Source organism: Sedimenticola selenatireducens (assembly GCF_007625115.1).
Lineage (GTDB): Bacteria > Pseudomonadota > Gammaproteobacteria > Chromatiales > Chromatiaceae > Sedimenticola > Sedimenticola selenatireducens_A.
In genome coordinates, this window is record NZ_VMNH01000005.1 from 531383 (window position 1) to 548944 (window position 17562).

A 17562-nucleotide genomic window follows, 5' to 3' on the forward strand; every position below is an offset into this window, starting at 1 on the left:
GCTGGTAGTGAAATGAAGCGAACATACCCCAAATAGTGCGTTGCGGCTACAGAGGGGTATGTCGACGATGTTAGGTTAGTCTTTTATTATCCCCGAATATTTGACCAGAGTCGCTTGGCCCAGGATTTTTTTCCAAGCATGGGTTGGGCTCCCGCCGCCAAAAAGAACCCGCTATATTGCATGTCCTCCTCCATGATGTGCTTGGCAAGCCAGACTTTAAGGAAATGCATTAACTCAAATCCGATGGCGTGCTTTCCTGAGGTAATCTTTTTTTGCAAGTCCACGATTTGTTGAATCAACTCTTCGTGTAGATCATGGTGCTCTTCGTAGCCTGGAAAATGGAGAATGCGCATAAGGCTCTCCTCTACGGCAAAGTGAATACGGGTATACTCAGTCAGTTCTGCAAGGATGCCTTCAACAGCGTCGCTACCATGGCGCTGATGTATGGCGTCATGCATGCGATTGATCAGCCCAATCAGAATTTTATGCTGTTCATCAATCTCTTCAATACCAACGCTGAGTTCTTCTGTCCACGTAATGAAAGTCTTCATCGTAATCTCCCAGTAAATGAGAGGCCGGCAGGCCTGCATATATAACCACAAAATTTTTGCGGATATTAATGAGGATTTATCGACGAATAAACACAATAAGCGGCTTTAATTGATGAATGTCAGGAGAGTGACTGATATTACGCTGTGTCTCTAGTCCAGTGGCCAGACTTGCCACCAGCCTTTTCCAGCAACTGGACACCGTCAATCGACATACCGCGATCAACGGCTTTGCACATATCGTAAATCGTTAGTAGGGCTACCTGGGTAGCGCAGAGCGCTTCCATCTCTACACCGGTTTGCCCACGGGTCTTAACTGTAGCCACGCAGTGGACCGCAGAATTTTCTGGTTCTGCCGTGAGGTCAATGTTTACGTGGGTCAAGGCCAGTGGATGGCAGAGCGGGACCAGATCGGCGGTTTTTTTCGCCGCCATAATGCCAGCGACCCGAGCGATGCCAAGGACATCCCCCTTCTTGTGATCGCCTCGCTGAATCAGTGCCAGGGTTTCTGGCAACATGAAGATTCTTCCTTCCGTCACGGCAACCCGCAGGGTTTCCTGCTTCTCACCCACATCCACCATGTGGGCCTCACCGGATTGATTGAAGTGGGTCAGTTTGCTCATGATTGGTGCTCTATGCTCTTGGGGATATCGAAGAACTCAAAGGTCATCGTATCAAGATCAGCCATGGTATAGGTAGCAGCGGCGCCTCCGACCCCCCCCACAGTGCCTGGATTCACCAGCGTTGTCATGCCGCCACGAATGTTGGGTATTTCCTGCAGTTTTACTGCATGAGTGTGCCCGCAACAGACCAAGTCCCAGTCGCCGGTGGCGGCCATGGCGCGTGCATAGTGGGGATAGTGGACCAGGAAGATCTTCTTCCCGCCCAGCTCTATGCCGGCATCCATCCCATAATAGTGAAGATGATTATCCGCGTTGCCAGCCAGTTGCCCAAGTGTAAATAGATCACCGGTGTTGTTTCCATGGATAACATGGGTAGGCAGATGGTGCTTAATTATGCACTTTAAAGTGCTTGGGGCGACCACGTCACCGCAGTGAACCACGGCTTCGGCGCCGCGTGTCTTGGCTTCCGCAACTGCGTAGTCGAGAAGAGGGATGTGGTCGTGACTATCGGAAAGTATACAGATTTTCATGGGGGTTCCCGACGGAGCGCCATCTCTGGCGCGACGGTGCTGCTCGGCGGCAGCACCGTGTCACGACTCAAATGATGTCGTTCCTATCCTGCAAGGAATCAGAAGTTAGGTTTTTCAGGGGCATCATTGTACATCGTGATGCTGTCCAGAATCTCTTTTTTCGCTTCATCAACACCACCCCAACCCTGAACGCGAACCCATTTGCCCTCTTCGAGATCTTTGTAGTGCTCAAAGAAGTGGGATATCTGGTTCAAAGTATCTTCAGAGATATCTCTGAAGCTCTCAACCGTGCGATAGCGCTTGGAGAGCTTATCGATTGGCACCGCTAGTACCTTGGCGTCATCACCGGCCTCATCAGCCATCTTGAGTACCCCAATCGGACGACATTTGATGACAGAGCCTGGGATTAGGGGGTAGCGGGTGACAACCAGTACGTCTACCGGATCACCATCCGCAGAGAGGGTGTGAGGGACGTAACCGTAGTTGCACGGGTAACGCATGGAGGTGGACATGAAGCGGTCCACAAACATTGCCCCGGTCTCCTTATCCAGTTCATATTTGACTGGGTCGGATTGGGCAGGAATTTCGATGATGACATTAATCTCGTTGGGTACATCGCGTCCCGAACTTACTCTATCCAGATTCATGGGTTCTCGCCGTGCAAAAGTTTGAAATTGAGCCGACTATTAGACCTGACAATAAGCACTTTTTCAAAATATCTTATAATTCTAGGTGATATTCCCATAAGTTTATTAATGGATTGGACGCATGTTTCCCGAGAAAAAGCCGTTGATTGACCCCCCATACCCTATTGAATTACGGGGCATGGGGGGTGCGTGTTACAGCTCGAAAGGAGGGAGTTTCTTTTCGATAACCGTATTCTTAAGCGTTACATACTCCGGCATGCCATTGTCATCATAAGTTGGGTAGGCCTCGCCCTTGATCAGAGGGTAGAGGTACTCCTTACACTTATCGGTAATGCCAAAGCCGTCTTCGGTGATGAAATCCATCGGCATCATCTTCTCAACATTGGCAACTTCACTCAGGGGTGCTTCACCAATGTGCCACTGATAAGGTCTGGATGAGTCACGCACGACGGTGGGCATGATTGAGTTTTTCCCTTCCAGGGCCTTCTCTACAGCGGCCTTACCCAGTGCATAGGCCTGTTCAACATCAGAGGCCGAGGCTAGATGTCTTGCGGCACGCTGCAAATAGTCGGCGACTGCCCAGTGATATTTATAACCCAGGGCATCCTTGATGATGTTCGCCACGACGGGTGCAGCACCACCCAACTGGGCGTGGCCGAACGAGTCGCGGGTGCCTTGCTCTGCAAGGAATTTTCCATCAGGCCAGTGACAGCCCTCGGAGACTACGATAGTGCAGTAGCCATGCTCTTTGACTTTTTCATCGACGCTGGCCAGGAATTTATCCTGGTCGAATTCAATCTCAGGGAACAGGGTGACCACGGGAATACCGTAGTCCTCTACCAGGGCGCCCGCCGCTGCGATCCAACCGGCATGACGTCCCATCACTTCGATGACGAAAATCTTGGTAGATGTGGCGGCCATGGAGCGGACGTCATAGCTCGCTTCCAGGGTGGAAACGGCGATGTATTTGGCTACTGAGCCGAAGCCCGGGCAGTTGTCGGTGATAGGCAGGTCATTATCCACCGTTTTGGGGACATGGATTGCCTGAACTGGAAAGCCCATCTTCTCCGAGAGTTGGGAGACCTTGTAACAGGTGTCAGCCGAGTCACCGCCGCCGTTATAGAAGAAGTAGCCGATATTGTGGGCCTTGAATACCTCGATCAGGCGTTCATATTCGCGTTGGTTCTCTTCCAGGCTCTTCAGCTTGAAGCGACATGAGCCAAAGGCCCCGGAGGGGGTGCTACGCAGTGCGGCAATAGTGGCATCGGATTCCTGATTGGTATCGATCAGCTCTTCAGTCAGTGCACCAATAATGCCATTGCGGCCGGCATAGACGGTGCCGATAGCATCTGAGTGTTTGCGTGCGGTCTCGATCACGCCACAGGCTGAGCTGTTGATAACGGCGGTGACACCGCCAGACTGTGCATAGAAAGCGTTTTTCTTGGTCATGCTTTCATCTTCCTCTCGTAAGTTTAGTAATAATTCTGTTTGGATCTGATTAGGCCGTTGTGGGCGCTATATATCGCCGCGCTCTTTCGCCTCGAAATCGGCCTGGGCCTGGAGTAGTGATACTACGCACTCCGTGATATCCGTGTATTCGTAGACCCCGGTGTTGTATTGGCGATAGGGTTTATAAAAAAACTGGCATCGGTATTTGCGATCACCCGTCTTGAAGATGACAAAATGACAGTTATTCCACTGCCAGTACCAGACTGGGCAAGCGCTCAACTCTCGGTCAGAGGGGCGCAGGCGAATCTCAGAATCTGCCAATTGCAGTTCTATTTCCTGACCGTAGCGCTCATGCAGGGTTGTGCGAATGATCCAGGTTTCGTTATCTGTAATGTCGGGTATAGTCTGCATGGTTACCTTATGTTTTGGCCTAGAATCATAAGGATAACCTATCCACTGTGTTCTTGCCCAGAACAACAAGACATTTTGTGATTGACTTGGTGTGATTGATCCGTTTACTGTAGCGAACGCTTTAGTCTCCGACCAATGCAAATGTTGGATGCGGGCATGGAAAAAGCTAATTCATTTGTAAATTCAAGCTATTGCCCGTTGAAAAGTGACCGCGTAAAGGTTAGGGTTACTCGCTACACCGAATTTAAGATATGAGGAGGGGGAGCCGATTCAGTCATTACTGGATCATTGCCAGGAGGCGCCGATAGACCAGTCACCAGTACATACAGAGTGAACAGTCTACGAAACAGGCCAATTAAAAATAGAACGTCCTGTACGTATCAAACAAGCCTGGAGGAGTTTTAATGGGACCATTAGTGGTCCCGTTTCTTTTTCTGTCAGCCGATTTTTACCTTTGCTAATCCCCAGCGACGGTCATTTGCTCAATCAACAATGAGCCGGTGCGAATGTTACCGCGACGCTCTTCATCCTTGCCCACAGCCAGCAGTTGAGTAAACATCTGCTTTAGATTGCCTGCAATGGTGATCTCTTCGACCGGATATTGAATCTCACCCTGTTCGACCCAGAATCCTGCTGCTCCCCTGGAGTAGTCGCCCGTGACCATGTTTACACCTTGTCCCATCATCTCGGTAATTAGCAGGCCACTGCCCATCTCCTTGAGCAATCCCTCCAGGTCAAGATCCCCGGGCGTGATGCTGAGATTGTGGGTGCCACCGGCGTTGGCGGTGCTCTGCATGCCGAGTTTGCGTGCTGAGTAACTGCTCAACAGGTAGGTTTCAAGTACGCCATCGTGAATGATCTGCTTGTCATAGGTAGCGACCCCCTCACTGTCAAAAGAGGCACTGCCCAATCCACCTGGGATGCGTGGGTTTTCCTGGATCTGAATATGGGCAGGAAATATCTGCTCACCGAGATGATCGAGTAGAAAACTGGCCTTTCGGTAGAGACTGGAGCCGCTGATGGCCCCGACCAGATTTCTCAACAATCCACCGGCAATATCAGAACGGAAGATAACGGGGGTCTGTCGTGTGCTGATTTTACGTGCTCCAAGTCTGGCCAGAGTTCGTTCAGCGGCCATGCGACCTACCGCTTCTGCTGATTCCAGGTCGCTTGATTTGCGGCCCACGGTGTACCAGTAGTCACGTTGCATAGCACCACTCTGCTCACCTATTACTGAGCAGCTCAGACTATGTCGACTGCTTGGATATCCCCCCACAAAGCCATGGCTGTTTCCATACACATGTAGTCCGCTGTGGCTGTTGATTCCAGCCCCTTCGGTGTTACTGATTCTTGGGTCGGACTCCAGGGCGGCACGCTCGCAGGCAATACCCAGTTCAATGGCGGCTTCAGGTGTAAGATCCCAGGGATGATAGAGATCAAGATCAGGTAGGTTGGTCGCCATGCGATCCGCATCGGCCAATCCGCTGTAGGGATCTTCATTGGTGAATCGGGCTATGTTGCAGGCAGCACGAACGGTATCCCTGACAGCCTCTGGCTTGAAATCAGAGGTGCTGGCGGAACCTTTCTTCTGGCCAAAATAGACCGTGATACCAAGCCCTTGGTCGCGGGTGTGTTCTATGGTTTCAACATCGCCTTTGCGAACATTGATGGAGAGTCCGCTATCACTGGATGCGGCCGCTTCTGCAGCAGTGGCTCCAAGTTGTTTTGCCTCACTCAGAAGATCATGGACCATCTGCTCAAGCTGTGCCTGACGAATTGTCATCGAATTTTGTTCACTCATGGAATTGTCTCGTTGGAAGAGGTCAGGCGCTGGTGCCGCCAACGGTCAGATTGTCGATTTTAAGGGTAGGTTGTCCGACGCCAACAGGTACACTCTGCCCCTCTTTACCACAGGTGCCGACGCCTGCGTCTAGCTCAAGATCATTACCGATCATACTGACTTCAGTCAGCACGTCTGGGCCACTACCGATGAGCGTTGCCCCTTTCACCGGACGTGTCACCTTGCCATTTTCAATCAAGTACGCTTCGCTGGCAGAGAAGACGAATTTCCCCGAGGTAATGTCGACTTGTCCCCCACCAAAATTGACCGCATAGAGGCCACGTTTGACCGAGGAGATGATCTCGCCTGGGTCATGCTTGCCTGGCAACATGTAGGTGTTGGTCATGCGAGGCAGGGGGAGGTGGGCATAGGATTCACGGCGACCATTTCCGGTTGATCGTGTGCCCATCAGGTGCGCATTATGTTTATCCTGCATGTAGCCTTTAAGTATGCCGTCTTCTATGAGTACGGTGTACTCGGAGGGCGTGCCTTCGTCATCAATATTGAGCGAGCCCCTGCGCCCCGGCAAGGTGCCGTCATCGACCACGGTGCAGCCGCTGGCAGCGACTTTTTCGCCCATGCGACTCGAAAAAGCGGACGTCCCTTTACGATTGAAGTCACCTTCCAGTCCATGGCCAATGGCCTCGTGTAACAAAATACCTGGCCACCCCGATCCCAGAACGACAGTCATGGTGCCTGCCGGTGCTGCCTCGGCTTCTAAATTTATCAGCGCCTGTCGGACAGCTTCACGAGCGTAGCCGAGTGCGCGGTCCTCATCAATAAAGAACTGGAAGCCCTCGCGGGCGCCGCCGCCGCTGGAGCCTTGCTCTCTCTGTCCTTCCGATTCGACAATAACATGTACATTACAGCGTACCAGGGGGCGGATATCAGCGCAGAGTGTGCCGTCACTGGCGGCGACCAGTACCACATCATGGGCGGATACAAGACTGGCGATGACCTGCTGGACGCGTGGGTCTTCCTTCCGGGCCTCTGCATCCAGTTTGCGCAGCAGCGCAATCTTTTCATCCTCTGTCATGGTTTCTAGCGGGTTGATTGGCGCATAGAGTTGTTGGGTTGTAGTGGTTCGGGCTAGACGGGTTTTACCTTGAGCCCCGGCTCGGGCAATGGCTCGTGCCGTACGCCCCGCGTCTAGCAGACTGGGTAGGGCAATCTCATCGGTGTAGGCAAAGCCGGTTTTTTCGCCACTGATCGCCCGTACCCCGACGCCTTGCTCAATATTGTAATTGCCATCCCGGATGATACCGTCTTCCAGTACCCAGGACTCGAGACGGCTGGCCTGGAAGTAGATGTCTGCGGCATCAATCTGTGAAGTCAGCAACTGATCCATGACCCGGTCAAGGTCGCTGTCATTGAGGGATGCCGGTGTAAGAAGGGTGTTACGAACTATCTCTAATGTGTCTGCCATGCCGATGTCTTAATCAATCCGAGTCTATTGGTTTGGGAGCCGCAGCAACGCATTTTCGCCGCTCGTTTGAATACTCTCTTGCCACAGCGCCGAATATTGGCGCTGCATATATGCAGTATATAGGGTAGACAGCGAATAAGCGCTAGAGTTTGCGGTGATTGATGGTTGGGAAGTTGCGTCGCAGTGAAGCCAGGTAACCCAGGTCCAGCTTGCAGCTGACAGATCCGGTCCCCCGCGGTACCTGGGAGAGGATATTGCCCCAGGGGTCCACGATCATGCTATGACCATGGGTTTCGCGTCCATTTATGTGAAATCCACCTTGAGCGGCGGCGACAACATAGGAGAGGTTTTCAATCGCTCGGGCACGTACCAGGGTGTCCCAGTGCGCCTTGCCCGTAATGGCGGTGAAGGAGGATGGCATACAGGCAATCTCCATCCCTTTATCAAGCAGTTTACGAAACAGCTCAGGAAAGCGCAGGTCATAACAGACGGCTATACCGAGCCTGCCAAAAGGCGAGTCCAGGACGACGATTTCATCGCCCGCTTCTATGGTCTCTGACTCAACGTAGCGCTCATTGGCTTCCACGAGGTTAACATCAAACAGGTGGATCTTGTCATAACGGCCAACACGTTTTCCCTGCGCATCGTAGACGATACAGGCCGCGCGTACTTTGCTGTTATCGTGCGCTTCCAGAGGGAGCGTGCCACCCACCACCCAGATTTCGTGGCGCTTTGCCAGATGGCTGAGAAACTCTTGAAGTGGGCCATCGTTATCGATTTCCCGGAGTGCGCAGAGGTCACGATCCTGTTTACCCATGAAGGCAAAGTTTTCGGGTAGTACGACCAAGCCAGCGCCGTTATCTACGGCTTCGGTGACAAGACGCTCAACCTCGAGCAGATTGGCGCTGACATTAGGCCCCGTGGCCATTTGTATAGCTGATACTCTTGAACGCTCTTTATTCATGATGGCTGCATGATTCCTTGGTTATTTAGAGACAATACTGCTGTCGCTATTTTTTCTGAGCATAGCATTATCCGTTATCAGTGACCAAGCATGGGGCGGTGGCCTATTGTATGTCCTTAGGCACTTGCTCATAGGTTGGCCCAGTTGGTTTGATTTTGTTCAGCAGTTTTGAAAAGAAGCGGGATACCTTGTTTTTCTTTTCTTTGTCGGGCGCAGGATTTTCGGTGTCAGGTTTGTCCGTTGTGGTGGACTCTGTTGCGAGTTCTTCTGCCGGCTCGAGATCCAGCGTCGGATCAATTTCTGGTTCCGGCTGTTCAGGGCGCGATGAAACCTTCTCGTCTCTTTGTTTGTCCCCTTCCGCAGGCTCCCTGGATTTTGGGGTCAGTATAGGGTTGTCCCAGGAGCCTGTTGCCATATATTGGAGTTGGGTCACCTTATCAAAGGCATCTCCCATCAGTTGTTGTGCGATAAAGAGTGCCGCACCTACTGCAGGACCACCCGCTATTGCGCCAGCGATAGGAATGCTGGATGAGATTTTGGGTGTGATGGTTACCAGCGAATCAAAGTCCTCATCACCCAAGCCAATTCGACCGGAGAGTTCGATATTGGCTGAAGGTCCCTTCATCTGAAAATCATTGGTGTAGGCGTCGCCTGTGTCGAGCAGGAAGGTGCCAGTGATGGCATCAAAGGCGAAGCCTTTTTGGAATATGTCACTGAAGTCGAGGGTGAGCCTGCGTTTCAATGCGCCGAGATTGAAGAGACCAAAGAGCCGGCCAACGCCCGGATCTACTTTCAGGAATTGGCCACTGCCGATCTGCATGCTGACTTGTCCGTTCAGCCCCTGAGTGCTGAAGTCCACGGGTGAGCCTTGCCAGTTCAGACGGCTATCAATCTCGACGGGAGCCTCTTTTAAATTGTCTGTCAGATTGAGGTCAGTGAGAACCGAGCCTAGCTCCTTACTGGAGAGTGAGAGGTCAATGCGTGAGCTGGACTGTTGTGCAGAATCCACAAGCCAACTACCGGTTGCTGCGATGACGATACGGTCAGAATTGAGGGTGGCGATCTGTAGCTCAAGTCCAGTGGCGCGTCGTTGAGTGATAATCTGCAGGGACCCAAAAGGCTTGTCATTGATCACGACCTCCTTAACGTTTGCCTGGATTGCGGACAATTTTGTTGGATCAAGCGCTTTACGTTTTGTCGAAACCGTGTTTTTTTTCTGATTCAGTAACCTGTCGTCGAGGGTGAGGCTGAGTCGATTGAGGTTCAGTTGAATAGGCTCTTCTTGTGACCTCGCAGGGATCATCAACGTCCCCTCGAACCGGTTGCTGCGGATGTCGCCTTGCCAACGGTCCTGTCGCTGCTTCAGCTTGAATACAAAGTCGGATACAGTGGCCTCTTTCAGGGTCAGTTGGTCGGCTACTATGCTGATTTCTGATGGTATTGAATGGCTTGCATCATTTTCACCTTCTGGTTCTAGTGCGGAGAAGAGAGCGAGCCACGGGTCGAGCTGGATTCGCTTAAGCTTTACCCGCAATTCAGGGGTTGTGGCGGAATTGATGGGATAGAGCAGCCCACCCTCTGCCCAGTCACCTATGAGGGTGCCTTCCCAATGTGTCTCCCCTCGTTCCAGAAGAAAGCGTGTTGCGCCTGATTGCTGATCTGAAATTTGTAGCTGGCCGATTTCTACTGCAACGCGGTTGAGTGGTGGCAGGGTTGATGCGCTCGTCGTCCGATCAGTAATGCTTAACCACTCATCCAGCGCTAAGCGGTCGAGTCTGCCCTTTACCTCTATTCCCTCTCGTTTTGGCAGCGTGGCTTCCGCACCACCCAGCTGAATGCCGGCATGGGTCAGTCGCGGCGTATTGCCCTTTCTGTTGAGTGCCAGTGCCAGGCGGACCTGTTCGTTGTAACGAATATCTAACCGCTGCACATCCCGGCCATCTATGCGGGTTTTAAGCTGGAATGGCCACGCTTGTTCGGCACTTTTTCCAAGCGGTTCCGGGAAGTTTATTTGAGATCCGATGAGATCCGAGGTGATGCTCAGAGGAACGGGGGCATCTGGTCCTGCGGAGATATGGGGGATATCCAAATCCATCTTCCACAGGCTCTGGCCTGACAGGTGGTCTTGAATGTTTTGTGTCGGGAGTTGTGCCTGCAGGTTTTTACTTGAAATAGTTGCACGGGCGCTGATTCGTGTGGCCTTTGCATTATGTTTAGGGGTTGCTACATCAACAATGATAGGCAGCCCAAGTGCCTCCCCTTTTATGCCGGAGGCGAAGATATGGTCTTGATCAAATTGCAGATCTCCCTGGATCTTGTTGAGCGCCAGTTTCCAATCTGCCAAGGCTAATGTTGAGTTGAGGAAACTGAGTTTGCCGTCCAGCTTGAAGGGAGATCCATCGTCAATGGGCAGGCTGAATGAGAGTCCGAGCTGAGCATCACCTTCGCCATTAAGTCCTTTGGTGAGCTGAGCAAAATCGGCTTTCAGGGGTGACTCTGTCAGGAGTCGGAGGTTGTCATTGAATGGTCCCTTCACCTGGCCGGTCAACTGCAGTGGAGAAGTAAATGCCAGATCAGCGATCGTGGCATGGGCTGACTCAAGGCGGCTGTCGAGTATCGATCCACCAGTAGCCCAGGTATCAAAACTGTTGTTGAGGAAGCGAACGTCGGCATTAAGGTTATTGAGGGCGGGCCACTCTGGCCAGTAATCCAGTTTGAGATTTTCCACATTGAAAAAGACCTCAAACCGTCCGCTGTGCGTTGTGTTGAAGGGGAAGTCCTGCAGTGGGCCGCGTACTACCACGCTGCCTTCGGTGACATGCCCTTCTCCAATACTGCGATCCAACCAGGCAACCACATTCTCCCCCATGATCCCTGCAGGCAGATAGCGATGGGTGGTGATGGCGTCACCGTCCCAGTAGTCGCTCTGCAAATCCAGAAACAGTGGCTCCTGCTCCGAACGGGGTATGTCCATGCGCATTCGAGTGACGGTATGAATATCGTCATTAGCGGCAAAGAGTTGATCGGTATTGAGTGTGATGCTATCGGTGTCGGCCTTCCATGTGAGGTCACCGATCACCTGCTTCAGTATCAGTGGATCTCGAAACAGGTCGGCAAACTCCAGGGTGACATCCTTGGCGTTTAAGGCCAGGGTGCCTTGGTCTGGTCCCATCCAGAAAGACAGGGGCAGATTACTGATGCCGGGAATATCTTTCCAGGGTTTTGAGTGAAAGGCTGAAACATCGCCGCTGGCTTCCCAGTTGATGCCTTCCGGTTGTTGGTGGTACTTCAGGCGCAAGTTATTCAGGCTGCCCTGAGCCTGTATGTTGCTCAGCGTCTGTTCTATACCCGTGTCAATGCCGGGGAACAGCGTGCTAATCGCCTGGATATCTTCCAAGCGAAAATGAGAGCTGCCAGCACTGACCTGCCAGTTTCCAGACGCGTCCTTATTCGCAACAACACCCATCTGAGCCTTGGGCCAGTCCGTCCCCTTGCGTTGAATCTGCAGGTCAGCCAGATCCATTTGCCAGCCTGTATCCAGTCTTTGGATGCGCACAGCACCTGCGATCCTATCCAACTCCAGGGTTCCGGCGGGTTTACCTGTTTCAGGCGATTGCCGCGTAATGATCACCTTGTCCCACTCAGTTGTCCCTTCCAGGCTGACCAGGCCCTGATGGTTCCACTCTCCCCAGAGCGTGATATCGGCCTGGTCATTGCTGAATCGGTAGCCCTGCGCGATGCGTCGGTTAAGGAGAAAGGCCAGATCAATGCCTCGACTTTGCATAAAGCTGCGGGCGGTCCAGGTTTCTATCCGGTCGAGTTGACCCTTTAGGTCGATGGACAGGTCAATCTTTCCTTGCTGCTTGCCAGGCAGGTTCACGCTGCCAGTCAATTGATGGCGGGTGCCACCATTACGCATGTAAAGATTTACGTCCGTCAGTCTCAGTGGCGGTGCTGTTGAGGTAAGATCTTCCCAGATGATTTCACCTTTTATCAGGCTCAAGTGTGTGGGGAGAAGAAAAGCAGAACTGCTATCGGCCTGTTCCATCTCATCCAGATTGCCAACAGTAATGGCCCCGCTTTTTTGGCGTACCACCCGTAATCGGGGTGAAATAAATGAGACTTTTCTTACTACCGGACTGAACTGTCGCAGTGAATCGATTATTCCGAAAGAGACCCTTACCTCTTCCAGATAGAGGGTGGCTTTTTGGGTTTTTTGGTTGATGAGCTGAAGGTCATACAGCACCAGTTCGGGTCCCAGGCCCCGCCAGTCGCCCTTGAGTCGGCCGATTTCAACGGGCTGGCCCAATAGCTCACTGGCCCAATCCGCTACGTCCGCACGATATTCTGCCGCCAGCGGGATCAGTAGTCGCCCCACAATAATCAGTAGGCCGGTGAGTACGATCAGTAAGATCAGAGACCGGCGCAGGGTTCTGACTGAAAAATGGAAGAGACGCTTCATGCCCCTAAATTAACACCACATCATAGTGTTCCTGTGTATACAGCGATTCGGCTTGTAGGCGAATGTTTTTGCCAATGAAACTGCCGAGCTCTGCCAGGGTGGCGGATTCTTCATCAAGAAGGCGGTCAACCACTTCTTGAGAGGCCAGTACCAGCAGTGATTCGACATCAAACTGCCGTGCCTCACGGAGTATTTCACGAAATATTTCATAGCAGGTGGTTTCCGCCGTCTTCAGGGATCCACGACCCCCACAGCAAGGGCAAGGTTCACAGAGGATGTGTTCAAGCGATTCGCGGGTCCGTTTTCGGGTCATCTCGACCAGGCCCAGACTGGATACTTCGGTGATATGGGTCTTGGCATGGTCTCTCGCAAGGCACTTCTCCAGTGCACGCAACACTTGTCGTTTGTGTTCCTCTTCCATCATATCGATAAAGTCGATAATGATAATGCCGCCTAAATTGCGCAGCCGTAACTGTCTGCAGATAGCCTGGGCGGCCTCCATATTGGTCTTGAATATGGTCTCTTCCTGATTACGATGGCCGACAAATGCGCCGGTGTTTACATCAATGGTGGTCATTGCCTCGGTCTGATCAATAATCAGATAGCCACCGGATTTAAGTGTTACCTTCTGCTCGAGTGCCTTTTGAATCTCATCTTCGACCCCATAGAGATCAAATATGGGTCTCTCACCAGGGTAGTACTCGATCTTTACGGGGCTGTCAGGAATGAGTTTTTCAGCAAATTGGCTCAGTCTCTGCCAGTTTTCGCGTGAGTCAATGCGCAGACGCTCTACATCATCGGTAATAAGATCCCGGAGTGAGCGCAGGTAGAGTGGTAGATCCTCATGGATCAGCTGTTTTACCGGTGAAGTTTGCAGACGATCCTGGATAGCGTGCCAAAGACGGGTCAGGAAGCGAATATCCGACTTCAGGGTTTCCTCATCAACACTCTCTGCCGCAGTGCGGATGATAAAATTCCCTTTGAGTGAAGAGTCACCAAAAAATCCGCTAACGATATCTCGTAGCCGAGTTCTCTCATTCTCATCTTCAATCTTTTGTGAGATTCCCAGATTGGTTAATTCGGGCATGAAGACCAAGTAGCGGGAGGGTATAGAGATATGGGTAGTGAGTCGGGCGCCTTTTGTGCCGAGCGGGTCTTTAACCACCTGGACAATAACCTCAGCCCCTTCACGCACCAGTTCGTTAATACTCTCACTGCTCACCGCGTTACCATTGCTGATATCAGAGGCGTGCAGGAATGCGGCGCGCTCTAAGCCGATATCAACAAAGGCCGCCTGCATGCCTGGTAGCACGCGACAGATTTTACCTTTGTATATATTACCAACCAGGCCGCGTCGTTGTGTGCGTTCAATGATAATCTCTTGGACTACACCGTTTTCAATGACGGCAACACGTGTTTCAGGCGGTGTGACATTGACAAGTATCTCTTCACTCATGTTCTTTCTCTATTCACATCTGAGCGGGCAAATGCCCACCCGTTGTAAAAGTTCTGCCGTTTCAAAGAGGGGTAGCCCCATGACACCCGAAAAACTACCTTCCAGTTTGGCGATAAAGATCGCCCCGATGCCCTGGATGCCATATCCGCCCGCTTTATCGGCTGGCTCTCCGCTCTCCCAGTACGCTTCGGCCTGTACTCGGCTGATAGGCCGAAACTGCACGTGGCTGACACTTAGGCGAGTCTCTTCATGTTGCGAGATGACGGCGACACCGGTCAGTACCTTATGGGTGTTATCGGCGAGTTTCATCATCATTGCTATGGCGTCATCACGGCTATTGGGTTTGCCAAGGATTTGATGATCAATGACAACCGCCGTGTCAGCGCCAAGAATGGGTAAAGGTTTATCCCGATCACTTGATTTGAAACCGGCCCGGGCCTTGGTTAAGGCCATGCGAATCACATATTCCGCCGGGGCTTCTCCGGGTAGTGGTGTCTCATCTATGTTCACGCCAACCACAGTGTGGTGGACCCCGATCTGCATCAGTAGTTCACGACGGCGTGGTGAATTCGAGGCGAGATAGATCAGCGGCTGCATGCTTAGCCTGTACTTCTTTGATTGAAAATAAAAACGGGTTGTGCTGCCAACAGTGCGCTTAAAAAAACGTCGTTATTATTGACTGTCTAACCCTGGTTTTCAGTGCGGATCAGGGGTTGACAGTCTCAGGTATAACCCTACACCAGTGTGAATCTGAAAGACAGCAAAGAATGGCATGACTGTGCCAGGGTTACGGTTTTGCTATGCAGCACTAAGCGCGGTGATAGGGATGGTTTTGCAGCAGGCTCCATGCACGATAGAGCTGCTCTGATATGATGACGCGTACCAGTGGATGGGGTAGGGTAAGTGCAGAGAGCGACCAGCGGCCGTCGGCTCGTTCCAGGCAGGCCTCGGCAAGTCCTTCTGGTCCGCCGACCAGCAGGGCAATATCAGAACCCCCATTCATCCACTGTCCTAGTTGAGTCGAGAGTTGTTCGGTGCTCCAGGATTTTCCAATGACATCCAGGACCACTACACGACACCCTTTGGGTATGGCCTTCAACATGCGCTCGCCTTCATCTTTGACGGTTCGCCTGATGTCGGCGCTTTTACCCCGATGACCGGGAGCGATCTCAACCAGCTTGAGGTTGCATTCCGGCGGGAGGCGCTTGGCATACTCTTGGTAGCCCTCCTGTACCCAGCGGGGCATTTTGTTACCGACTGTTATGAGGTGGATAATCATGGTGACTGTTCAATAGAAGTGACCCGAAGTTTGCTGGCAACTCACTCAATTAACCGAGAGATCGGTACCCTATCAATCAGGACTATTTAAAGCAATTCATCCTGAACTCGGTCGTGGTGGTGAACTTAGTCATCTAGCTTGTTGACGCCAAAAAAGATCATAAAGAACCAGATCACGCGTCTGGGCTGGACCATGAACCAGCCCAGAATTGGGGCAATGCCCAACAGAAAAAAGAGGACGGTGTAGTACTCCCGGGGCAGAAATATCAATAGGAGGAGCCAGAGGCCCAGCCATAGTATAAAAAGTGTGCTGAGCCACTTAATCAGGGTGGATTGATTTTCTGGATATGACATTGTGGCTTTCCATGCGTAATTGTCATGTCCGGGGTTTGGGGACGTTTAAGGTTGGGCTCTCGGGCGATAATGGTATCGCGCGTCCCTCTGACGGGAACTACGTTCATTATAATGAACTAAAAGGGGTTTGTGTAGGCTATTTTTCCTTATAAAGGGCCAATGTATTTTGAAGCTGCTGCTGGATACGTGATCTGAGCTGGGACGGACCGATTACTTCGACATCGGCACCATACTTCAGAATATCCATCACCAACTCCTCTTCTCGGTGATAGGGGATGCGCAGTTCATATTCTCCCTTTTCTGACCAGCTCGATTGTTGCAGGGGATGCCATGCCTCACGACTAACCCAGCGAGCTCGTCTCGGGGTGAAGCGAAGATGGGCCATATGGCTGGATTGGCCTGAAAAAATGCCGTAGGAGTTGGTGGTGTGGGCGTCCAGCTCCTCCGGGGTGAGATCAAGGGCGTTATCTGTCAACACTTCGGCTTTGGTCAGTGCATCAAGGGCAAAAGTCCGAAGTCCCTGCCGTAAATGGCAATAAGCATCCAGGTACCAGTTGTCTCGGTAGTAGGTCAGGCGTTGGGGGGAGAGTGTTCGCTCGGTGGCTGCATCTGATGCCCGTTGGTAATAGCTGATTTTCAGCTGTCTTCGTTGGGCCAAGGCGCCACTGACTCGCTGAAAGTATTCACCCGCCGGACGTGAGGTGGCCCGCAGTATGCGGATGCGTTGTGACAGATGGTTCCCCCCTAACGCCTGGGCCTTGAGCAGTGACTCGATGCGGTTTTTCAGGGGCGCCAGTTGTTGGTCAAGCAAGCCGGGCTGGACATGCTCCAACAACTGTTGGACGCTCAGCAGGGCGTGCAACTCTGAACTATTGAACCAAACGCCCGGTAGTTCATACATCTCTCCTTCGCTGCGATCATAATAGTAGCCATTTAATTCCCGGTCATACTTAATGGGTGCATTAAGATAGAGACGCATGGCGTCAATGATCCGCTTCGCTGTGGCTCGAGAGCACTCCAGCTCTTCCTCAATGCGCTGTCGCGATACGGGGTATCGGGAAGCGCTGAGTAGTTTGTGCAGATCAAATATGCGGTCGAATCGGTCCATTGTGACTGAGCTGTGCGCAATGTGGGGGATGCCACTGTGTGGGCTATTGTCGTTTTACTGACGGGGTATCGTTTGCTGGAGTGTCGAGATCCCAAAGCCGCTCAAGCTGATAAAAGTCCCGCACTTTGGTTTGCATGACATGAATCACGACGTCATTCAAATCAACCAGAACCCACTCGCCCTCTTTCAGTCCCTCGGTGCCGAGGGGTGTTTCGCCGACCTCTTTTGCTTTGTAGGCGACGGTCTCCGCTATGGAGGCTACATGTCGATTGGAGGTGCCGCTGGCGATGATCATAAGATCGGTGATGCTGGTCTTGCCCCGGACATCCAGCACCTTTACATCCAGTGCCTTCATGTCGTCGAGTGTTTTCAGGATAAGGTCGCGAAGTTCGTCTGTCTGCATATCTCTCTACGCTGTAATTGAAAAAGTTACTTCAAAGGTGATTTTATATTAAAAATGCGGCAG

The 17562-nt window shown here is 52.1% G+C and carries 16 protein-coding genes; all 16 read right to left on the reverse strand.

The genetic code is table 11. The features are described 5' to 3' along the window. Positions 1–86 precede the first annotated feature (86 nt). Positions 87–551, reverse strand: coding sequence for a bacteriohemerythrin (locus FHP88_RS06265; protein ID WP_144358152.1), 465 nt, complete (start codon positions 549–551; stop codon positions 87–89). A 137-nt stretch (positions 552–688) separates the two neighbouring features. After that, positions 689–1171, reverse strand: a complete 483-nt coding sequence (gene moaC, locus FHP88_RS06270) for a cyclic pyranopterin monophosphate synthase MoaC (protein ID WP_144358153.1) — start codon at positions 1169–1171, stop codon at positions 689–691. Beyond that, positions 1168–1701, reverse strand: coding sequence for a metallophosphoesterase family protein (locus FHP88_RS06275; protein ID WP_144358154.1), 534 nt, complete (start codon positions 1699–1701; stop codon positions 1168–1170). Before FHP88_RS06275 ends, moaC begins: the two co-directional genes overlap by 4 nt. A 98-nt stretch (positions 1702–1799) precedes the next feature. Then, complete coding sequence (gene ppa / locus FHP88_RS06280; protein ID WP_144358155.1) at positions 1800–2348, reverse strand: inorganic diphosphatase; 549 nt, start codon at positions 2346–2348, stop codon at positions 1800–1802. A 192-nt stretch (positions 2349–2540) separates the two neighbouring features. Next, positions 2541–3797, reverse strand: coding sequence for a 6-phosphofructokinase (locus tag FHP88_RS06285; protein WP_144358156.1), 1257 nt, complete (start codon positions 3795–3797; stop codon positions 2541–2543). Between the two features lie 66 nt (positions 3798–3863). Further along, positions 3864–4208, reverse strand: a complete 345-nt coding sequence (locus FHP88_RS06290) for a hypothetical protein (protein WP_144358157.1) — start codon at positions 4206–4208, stop codon at positions 3864–3866. 457 nt (positions 4209–4665) lie between these two features. Continuing rightward, positions 4666–6009, reverse strand: coding sequence for a metalloprotease PmbA (gene pmbA / locus FHP88_RS06295; protein ID WP_144358158.1), 1344 nt, complete (start codon positions 6007–6009; stop codon positions 4666–4668). Between the two features lie 22 nt (positions 6010–6031). After that, a complete protein-coding gene (tldD, locus tag FHP88_RS06300; RefSeq protein WP_144358159.1) occupies positions 6032–7474 on the reverse strand; it encodes a metalloprotease TldD in 1443 nt (480 codons plus the stop codon). Positions 7475–7616: 142 nt separating this feature from the next. Continuing rightward, on the reverse strand, positions 7617–8438 hold the full coding sequence (locus tag FHP88_RS06305) for a carbon-nitrogen hydrolase family protein (RefSeq protein WP_144358160.1): 822 nt from the start codon (positions 8436–8438) through the stop codon (positions 7617–7619). Positions 8439–8541: 103 nt separating this feature from the next. Further along, positions 8542–12900, reverse strand: coding sequence for a YhdP family protein (locus FHP88_RS06310; protein ID WP_144358161.1), 4359 nt, complete (start codon positions 12898–12900; stop codon positions 8542–8544). Positions 12901–12904: 4 nt separating this feature from the next. Beyond that, positions 12905–14356: a ribonuclease G gene (rng, locus tag FHP88_RS06315; protein WP_144358162.1), complete on the reverse strand. Its 1452-nt coding sequence runs from the start codon at positions 14354–14356 to the stop codon at positions 12905–12907. 9 nt (positions 14357–14365) lie between these two features. Continuing rightward, positions 14366–14953: a Maf family protein gene (locus FHP88_RS06320; protein WP_144358163.1), complete on the reverse strand. Its 588-nt coding sequence runs from the start codon at positions 14951–14953 to the stop codon at positions 14366–14368. Between the two features lie 211 nt (positions 14954–15164). Further along, complete coding sequence (rlmH, locus tag FHP88_RS06325) at positions 15165–15635, reverse strand: 23S rRNA (pseudouridine(1915)-N(3))-methyltransferase RlmH (protein ID WP_144358164.1); 471 nt, start codon at positions 15633–15635, stop codon at positions 15165–15167. A 125-nt stretch (positions 15636–15760) separates the two neighbouring features. After that, positions 15761–15988 (reverse strand): hypothetical protein, encoded by a 228-nt coding sequence (locus tag FHP88_RS06330; protein ID WP_144358165.1) that lies wholly within the window; start codon positions 15986–15988, stop codon positions 15761–15763. Between the two features lie 136 nt (positions 15989–16124). After that, positions 16125–17096 carry a helix-turn-helix transcriptional regulator gene (locus tag FHP88_RS06335; protein WP_144358166.1) on the reverse strand — a complete coding sequence of 324 codons (972 nt, stop codon included), beginning with the start codon at positions 17094–17096 and terminating at the stop codon, positions 16125–16127. A 43-nt stretch (positions 17097–17139) separates the two neighbouring features. Then, a complete protein-coding gene (gene rsfS / locus FHP88_RS06340) occupies positions 17140–17499 on the reverse strand; it encodes a ribosome silencing factor (RefSeq protein WP_144358167.1) in 360 nt (119 codons plus the stop codon). Between the last annotated feature and the right edge of the window lie 63 nt (positions 17500–17562).